Raw genomic sequence first — 7,816 nt, 5'->3', positions numbered from 1 at the left:
ATGGTTGTTTCATAGACAGGTAACCTTTGATGATAACAGCCGCTTCTGCCGCACTGCTTTTGGCAGGGATAATCAAATCAATGCTGATGCTCTGTATCCTAAAGAAAACATGTAAAGGTCCATTATCTACCGTGAAGTATAGCTTTACACCATCTCCACGGGCATCTATCCCTCCGGGGTTAATATTTATTCCTCCATCAAAACCAAAGAACCAGTATTTTCTGAGTAGGCCATTATGCACTTGCTCATGCGTACCGTGGTGGATGGCGGTAATGGTGATAGCAGCAGGACCTAATACTAACTTTTTAGGTGTTTTAAGCTTAAAGGCACCATCTAAGCCTAGCAGCTGGATGCTGCCATCGTCCCAAATCTTTAAACCAATTTCTAAAGGACCATCAAATATTTTCCCAACGGCAGATTGTGGATCAAACAGTAAATCTCCGGTAGTGCCAATAAAATATCTACTATCTTGCTTGCCTAAGGTTAAGCTTTTTACAAAGAAGGTAAACACGCCTTCAATAACCAACGGAATCCCGTCTGCTTCAATGGCGGTAATGTTGAAATCTCCATTGCCATCAAAATTGACTAATACAGCAATCTCAGCATCGTTGCCTAAAGCATCTTTAAAACCTTTTACTTTTAAGCTACCGCGAATATTAGAACTGATGATGCTGTTTTGAAGAAATGTAATATCAAAAGCGTTTAGGCCTATTTCGAAACCACCAATTTTTTTATGGAGTAAATCGGTATCGTTATCTCGTTTTAAAGCTATGGTGCCAGAGAAACCTCCGGTGCCTATCAATAGGTTTTTACCTGTAATACGTACTGAACTTGGAGGAGCATCTTCGTTTTGCAACCAGGTTTTGGGTAGACCGATGGTTGCTGATTGTATAAATACACCAGTAAAATCATTGCTATAACCTGCTGCATCTGCCTGTGGAATGTTGGTAGTCTTGCTTAAATCCAGTAAGGCATTGGTAAATTCTATAATTAAACCGGTATTACCAATCTGCGAATATTGAGGGATCAATGAGCCTCCAATTTGCGCCTTGTAACCAATGCCTGCTTCTGTATCTGCATAGAGTATGGCTTCTGCAAATTTGAATTTAGTGGTTCCCGGTACAATATTGCCATTTACATCTACAGGTTGCAATACTGTTGTAGGAAATTCTATAGCAGCAGAAAGCTGTAAGCTTACCCTTGCTTTTGGTATGATTAATTTACGGATAAATGCTTCTATTCCTTCTGGTACAATGAGATTATAGAATTCCTGTAAACGGGTATTTACAATTTCCAAATCATCATCAAACAAATAAAGGCCAAACATTAAAGGCGAAACACTTTGTGGTATATTAGGATTTTGATTAATTAAAGATACAACACCAGCAACAGTAGGTTCTTCGCCAGAGGGTAAAACCAGGCCGGCTGATGGATAAAATGTATTGATATCATTAACCAACTGTTCAAATTTGTTTGTAGTATCATTGGCTGGTTCTACAAAATAATTTAGGGTATGCGCCAATACCTGGTCTTCTGATACCCTGAATATTTGTAAGCCCAGCTCATAGAATGCTTCTGGTGTGAAAGAAAAACCTGATAACTTAAATGCCCGTAGATAAGCTAATATTTCCCATTGGTATTCCAGAGTAATGGGGAAAGATGAAATATTGGGATCTCCTTGTTCATCCGGGTTCAAGATTAAACGTAAGCCAAAAGGCAGGTTTAAGCCAATTTCCCTTGAGACAATATCCAGGCTGTAGAAGGCAGCATCACCCCGATAGCTTTTAGAATATTGCAGGTTTTTGTAATGGATCTTATCAAAGATACCTGCTAATCCTTCGCGGGCGAAGGATAAGAACTCGGGTAAATCATCTAAAGTAATGACTTCTGATAGTTTTGGATAATATCTTTTAGCTACTGCTGTTGTTGGCATGTTTTTCTGGTTTATGCTTTTTATTCTTTATCCTTTCTTAAAGGAACTGTTTTCAGTTACTTTTAGCTATTGTTATTCAAGACTATATTAATCTTTTTTAATAAGTCTAAAATTGTTTCGTCCTGCTTCCGAAATTTGTATTTTCTGCTCATTTGTCAATCATTTATTTTATGCTGTTCTATTAAGAAGGCACAAGTACTCTTCCCTAATTCCCCAGATGCATACTTGCACCAAACTAGGGTTACCTAGTTTAAAAGTTTTACTTCTCTTTAGTTACGCTATCTAAAGTTTTAAGTATATCAGGTAGTCTATATTTTCCTTTCATATTTAATATTAACCTTGCTGCGACTTCTAGTTCAATTCCAATTGATGAGATATACAATGGTTTTTTACTATTTCCTCTTTTTATGGGCGTAATAGTCTCCTGATTATCTTTAAAAGATGATTTTGCTACTCCTATAACTGGTATTCTTTGTCCTAATTCCTGCCAAAGTTTTCCCCCTAAACCATATTCTCTATTATTATTAATGTATATATGACTATCTACTATAATAACGGCAATACGATTAAGATCAGCTGAGTCTATAATTTCTCTAATGCAAGGCAATTCTCTTTTATAGAATTCACCCGGAATATATTCAGAAACATCATCTATATATTTCACAATCAGCTCATTTGGCGCATCACTTTCCCACTTGAATAATGCACCAACTGCTTTAGCTACATTTTCTCTATAATGCACATCCATTGCCAGTATAATCTTATCCGAGGTATTCATGTATAATAAAAGTTATAATGGCTCTGGCCCCCAATTATATTCATAAGTTAAAGTGCCACTTTCGTCCCATTTTCTATGTAACCCGTAATTTTTATTGTATTTGATAAAGTACTCTTGTTCCATTTGACCATTGGGATAAAACGTTCTTTGCCCCCCCCCTAAATGGCCATTTTTAAATTCTTCCTCACAAATTAAATTATTATTTTCATCAAACTGTACTATGGTTCCTGTAAAAACCTGACCCTGATAACTCAAAATTTCCCCTCCTCCTCCATCAAATCCTACAGTTTCCAAATCTTCATATTTTACTCTTAGGCTCATCTTATTCTATTTTATGTAGGTTACTAAATCTGTAAGATAGAAGCAATCCGCACAAGTATGCTGAATTCCGTCTTTAACTAAATAACTGTTATATCCTAACACATTGTTCTTTATCCAATTGTCAAAATCAGCGGTTTCAACTAAATTATTTCCAAATTTTTTACAAGCCAAATGATTCAAAGCTCTGACTTCCGCATGAGCCGCCATAAAATCACCTGTAAAAACAATATCTTCTCTGTTATTCATGTTATAACCATATCCATTATTTCTAACAAAATTTGTTTGATCATATCTTAGTCGCATATTAGGGTGTAAATACGGTTCATTAGGTCCATAATTATTAATCCAATTGTGATAGTCTCCACCAAACGCTGTTTCCTCTTTTAAATAGTTAAAAAACAAATCAGACATTTCCCCTGTCTCCTTATCTATCATACCTGAAACCAAAGTCCTCTCTCTTAATGGATTGTTTTTTACAAATAATAATCTTGTCTGAGAAACTTTATTTTCAACTTCATTTACTAAATCAACACCCCTTTGCCCAAATTTTGCTAAAATTTCAGAATTAGTTATTTTATTATATAATGAACTAGGTCGAATATATAATTTCCTAAACCTTGCAGCAACGATAGCCTCCTCAATCCAGACCCATGGATATTGTTTTGCAAATAATTTTCTTTCACCATTAAGATTGCTCCAATCTTTAACAAGATATGGATTGACTTCTAGTCGATTAAAAAAATCAGCTTCAGCATTACCAAAATCATCTAAAAACTTAATTTTATCTTTATATGAAAGTCCTTCAATAACATTCCTTAAAGAAGTTTCCTGATAATACCGTAAAATAGAACTTACCCTATGGTTACTAGTAACAAAATCAATATAGTTTGCTTCTGCAATACCAGCTTCTGATAAATTTAACCAGTTATCTAGATACGAACCATTAGTACCTTTGTTTAACCTTCTCCATTGTTCTATATCTTTTACATCATCTAAGCTGCCAAAGTCTTTTAAAAATTTTAGTTTTTGCTCATCTGTTAATAAGATATATTTAGCCCATATATGATTTATTCCACTATTCAAATCAAGACTATTTAGCCTACTTGCAAATACTGATAAGGTTACTTGTTTTTTGCCGACAAGATCCCTTAACAAGTCTAGTATTTCGTCGGTTATTCCATGTACACTTTGGGGGATTGATGGAATTGATGGGGGACTGCCATCTATATTTCTTAAGATAAAATTTGCATCTTCAACAGCTTTTACACGTGATGCAATAGCTCCTGCTGCACCCCCAAAAAGAAGTGATAAAAATATTTTTTGTACTTTTTGCTTATATGCTCTTTTTGTTAAGTCATTCTCTTCGGCAATCAAATAATCTTGTATTAAGACCAGCGTACTTGCTAGTACTGTAACACTCTCACTTGCAGCCTCTAATCCCCGCCATACCAAGACAGATTCTGTAGTTGGTAAAGCACCTCTTAAGGCCTGACCTAATTTAGTAGTGTGCCTAAGATAACCTATGTTTTTTAAAGCACTTAGACCTCCTGTAAAATAAGTAATTAAGACTTCTACGGTAAGATCTACTGCTAATGATATGGCAGCATCAAAATCTGCCAAACGGTCATATTCTTCTATAAAATGAAAAAGGAAAGCAGGTACTACTGTCTGTTGAGGTACAACAAGATTTGGTGGATCTGTTTGCAAATCCTGGTGTGGTTGATATCCAATTAGTGTAACTGGATGATATAAATGAAAAGAACCAAATTCTTTAACCTCTATTCTTGAAGAAATGGAAGTTGTGCCCACAGTATTTACACCGGAGTATCGTACAGTTTCTTTTAGTTCATCAATTTTTATTGTTTTGCCTTTAAAGGAAGATTCGAAATAAATCTTTGTGTCAGTAGTGGCGTATCCACTGGAATCTGTTATGCTAGAAAAGGTTAGAACACTTTCTAGTTTAAGTTCTTCCGGATGTTCTATGAAATATGCATTGGGGTTGATGTCTCCAAAAACAGCAGTTGTTCCCGCTGGTATATAGCTGATATTATACTTTGATATAGTCCATAGTTTATTTACTGCATATGCAAAATACTTCCTATTGGTTTGTTCATCAACAAACCAATTCACGATAGTTATTCTTTCTAATCTGGCATCATCCAAAAGACTGTAGAGCGCTTCAAAATTTGTATTTATACCATTTTCTTTTCCCAAAAGAAAATCGAGAAATCTATCTGCATAAGAAGGTTGGATAGAAATAACCAATCGTACAATGAATTGCTCCTGATATTCATAAATTCCATCTCTCTTGACAAAATCTCTTAATGTATTTAAAATTACATTAAATGGAATAGCTATTAGAGCATTTACAGAAAGAATTTGTAATAAATATCCTAATCGTTTATCAGGTGCCATAAGCACCAATCTATCTTGAACACTATACAAGCCATCATAAAAAGCTACTACCCCTCTAAAATAATAACCATATTGCTCATATTCGGGAGTTAAATTAAATATTGGGTCAAAAGAATGCCTATGTACCAAATCTGGTGATGCTGAAGGATTATAATAAAAGCCCCAATTTTTCTTTAAAGTGAATAAAACCTGTTCTAAATCGGTCAAATAGCTTATATCAGGATTCGTGTTATCGGCAGCGTTATCAACTTTCAACATTTCGGCCTGAGTCAATATTTTTGGAAAAAGATCTCTTACAATATAGAACACCTTAAATGCTATCAAGGTTGTCATTTTTTTAAAGTAATCTTTGTAGGTGGAAGAAACGGTCCAACTGTCAACCACATCTCCAAAGTTTTTGCTATAGAAGTAACCCGTTGGGGTATTCATCAAATTTTCCTCATCAATTGTAGAAGTAGCAACATCCGGAATAGGTATCTCATATCCTAAAAACCTAAAGTTCTCTTCTATCTTTTTCTTGTATTTTCTAATCTCTGTACTTCCGAGTGTAGATTCTATATTAAACTGATATTTTATTTGCTTGTAGTAATGATTATACGGAGCACTAAAATCTACCTTTACTATTTGAATAGGATCTCCAACTGATGCAAGATGATTATTGAAATTATATTTTGAACCTTTTTGTAATACTTCAATTGAATTCACATAGGCATAACCAATACTTTGGATATATGTTAAAAAGTCGCTTTCTACATAATAGCCACTCAAATTTTCTTCTTTTCTGTCAGCTAACTTAAAGTCCCCTATTTGATAGTACCTGTATTTTATAAGTTTAGCATTTTGATCTACATAATCAAACCCAATCAAAAACCCATCTACATCAAACTCTTTATGGATAAAATAATCTTCCAGCCTTACAGGGGTACCATCAGTTTTTAGAATTACTGTTTCCATTATATTACTGGGTTTAAGGTGAAATAAGGATCATACTCTTCCATGTCCTCCATATACTCACTGTACGCTAATAAAAAATGATACTTCCTGTCTAGGGAATAGATAACAATATCCGTTTCGGGCAACTGCAACATTAGCTTCCCGTCGCTTTTCTCTCCTACAATACCTACCCTATATTTTTGGTAATTTATATCTTCAGGAGAAATAAACAAATTATCATCTTCAAACATATCCATCATAAATACAGAGGCATTGCTAAAGCTGCCGTCTTCTATAAGATTCATTAATTCGTCATTTTCTGCTTTGCTTAAACCCAATATAATTTTTGATGGCATGCTTTCGTCAGTAGTCTTTAACAGAATACCATTTATTAAACTTGTATCGTCTGTAAAATGCTGTAAACTGTAATAAAAAGGTTCTGGTAGTTTGTAGGTATTATTTCCATCAATTGCACCTCCAACAGACGGAGAACTATTTGTACGGGCTGTGAGGCTGCCGCTAACCGAGGTTACATTGGTTAATATATCAATAGCCTCGGTAATGTAGGTAACTCTTTCTAAGTTAGGCTCATTTGCAATGGTTGCTATTTCATCATTTACCAAGGTGGTTTGTACGGCAGTGATACCCTGCTGTTTCTGATCATAATAATGATTAATCAGTTTAAGCCTTTGGAAAGTAATACTGCTATATGAATTATCTATAGTAGCCTGCAATAAGGGCGTGGCTTGTAATTCGCCAAATACATCATCAAAAAAATTAGGAGATGCGTAAACGTCTTCTTCTACATTATCCTCATTGATGATCTGCCCGGCCAGGTAGCTGTATGTTTTCCCCTGGTAAAGCAGGATATTGAAAGTAGCGATGGTGTATTTTGTTCCTGCTGCTCCGCTTGCCGGGTTAGAGAGGGCAATGGTTTTGGTGAATATACTTTCATTACCTTCCGTATCAACAGGTTGTTTCAGGTTATCTGCATCTATAAAATTGTTCGCCTGGGCATTATCTATTTGCGCCACCTGCCCATACAACATAGCATTTTGGTTATTATCCGTTACCAGTTGCAAGTAAAGCTTGTTGCTTGTCTCGCTATGGTTCTGAGAGTCGCTCAGGATCAACAATGGCCAGCCATCAGTTTGGTAAGCTCCCTCTGCTAATGTACTTTCTGTATCACCTATTTTAAGACTGTTAGCAGAGACATCATCTATAAGGTAATTATCATAAAAATTATAGCTGCGGGTACGGTCGCCCTGGATATACAGGTAAAGATTATTTTTGGTATAGAAATTCTGGATGACATCAGTATAAATCTGTTCTCCTTTTTTAATCTGTACTGTCCCGGTGTGCTTTAATTTTACTTGTCCTTTATCTGTAGAGGCATGAAAACCAAAATAGGCTGCTGCATCTAAAAACTGGAAGAT

5 protein-coding genes are annotated in these 7,816 nt (G+C 35.2%); all 5 read right to left on the bottom strand.

Features of this window, described 5'->3' with window-relative positions; translation table 11 throughout:
- The coding region (locus H510_RS18875; protein WP_036692835.1) for a hypothetical protein at positions 1–1,933 on the bottom strand (1,933 nt) is incomplete at its 3' end.
- 259 nt (positions 1,934–2,192) lie between these two features.
- A complete protein-coding gene (locus tag H510_RS0112685; protein ID WP_211226574.1) occupies positions 2,193–2,711 on the bottom strand; it encodes an endonuclease V in 519 nt (172 codons plus the stop codon).
- Between the two features lie 12 nt (positions 2,712–2,723).
- Positions 2,724–3,032 (bottom strand): toxin-antitoxin system YwqK family antitoxin, encoded by a 309-nt coding sequence (locus H510_RS0112680; protein ID WP_026904666.1) that lies wholly within the window; start codon positions 3,030–3,032, stop codon positions 2,724–2,726.
- Positions 3,033–3,038: 6 nt separating this feature from the next.
- Positions 3,039–6,401, bottom strand: a complete 3,363-nt coding sequence (locus H510_RS0112675; RefSeq protein ID WP_026904665.1) for a hypothetical protein — start codon at positions 6,399–6,401, stop codon at positions 3,039–3,041.
- On the bottom strand, positions 6,401–7,816 hold a 1,416-nt coding region (locus tag H510_RS20255; RefSeq protein WP_036692832.1), incomplete at its 5' end, for a hypothetical protein. The genes H510_RS0112675 and H510_RS20255, both read right to left, overlap by 1 nt.

Origin of the sequence: Pedobacter glucosidilyticus DSM 23534, assembly GCF_000425145.1 — a bacterium.
In the GTDB taxonomy this organism is placed as follows: Bacteria; Bacteroidota; Bacteroidia; order Sphingobacteriales; family Sphingobacteriaceae; genus Pseudopedobacter; species Pseudopedobacter glucosidilyticus.
Note: the sequence above shows the minus strand (reverse complement) of the source record. Positions and strands in the feature narration are given on the sequence as shown.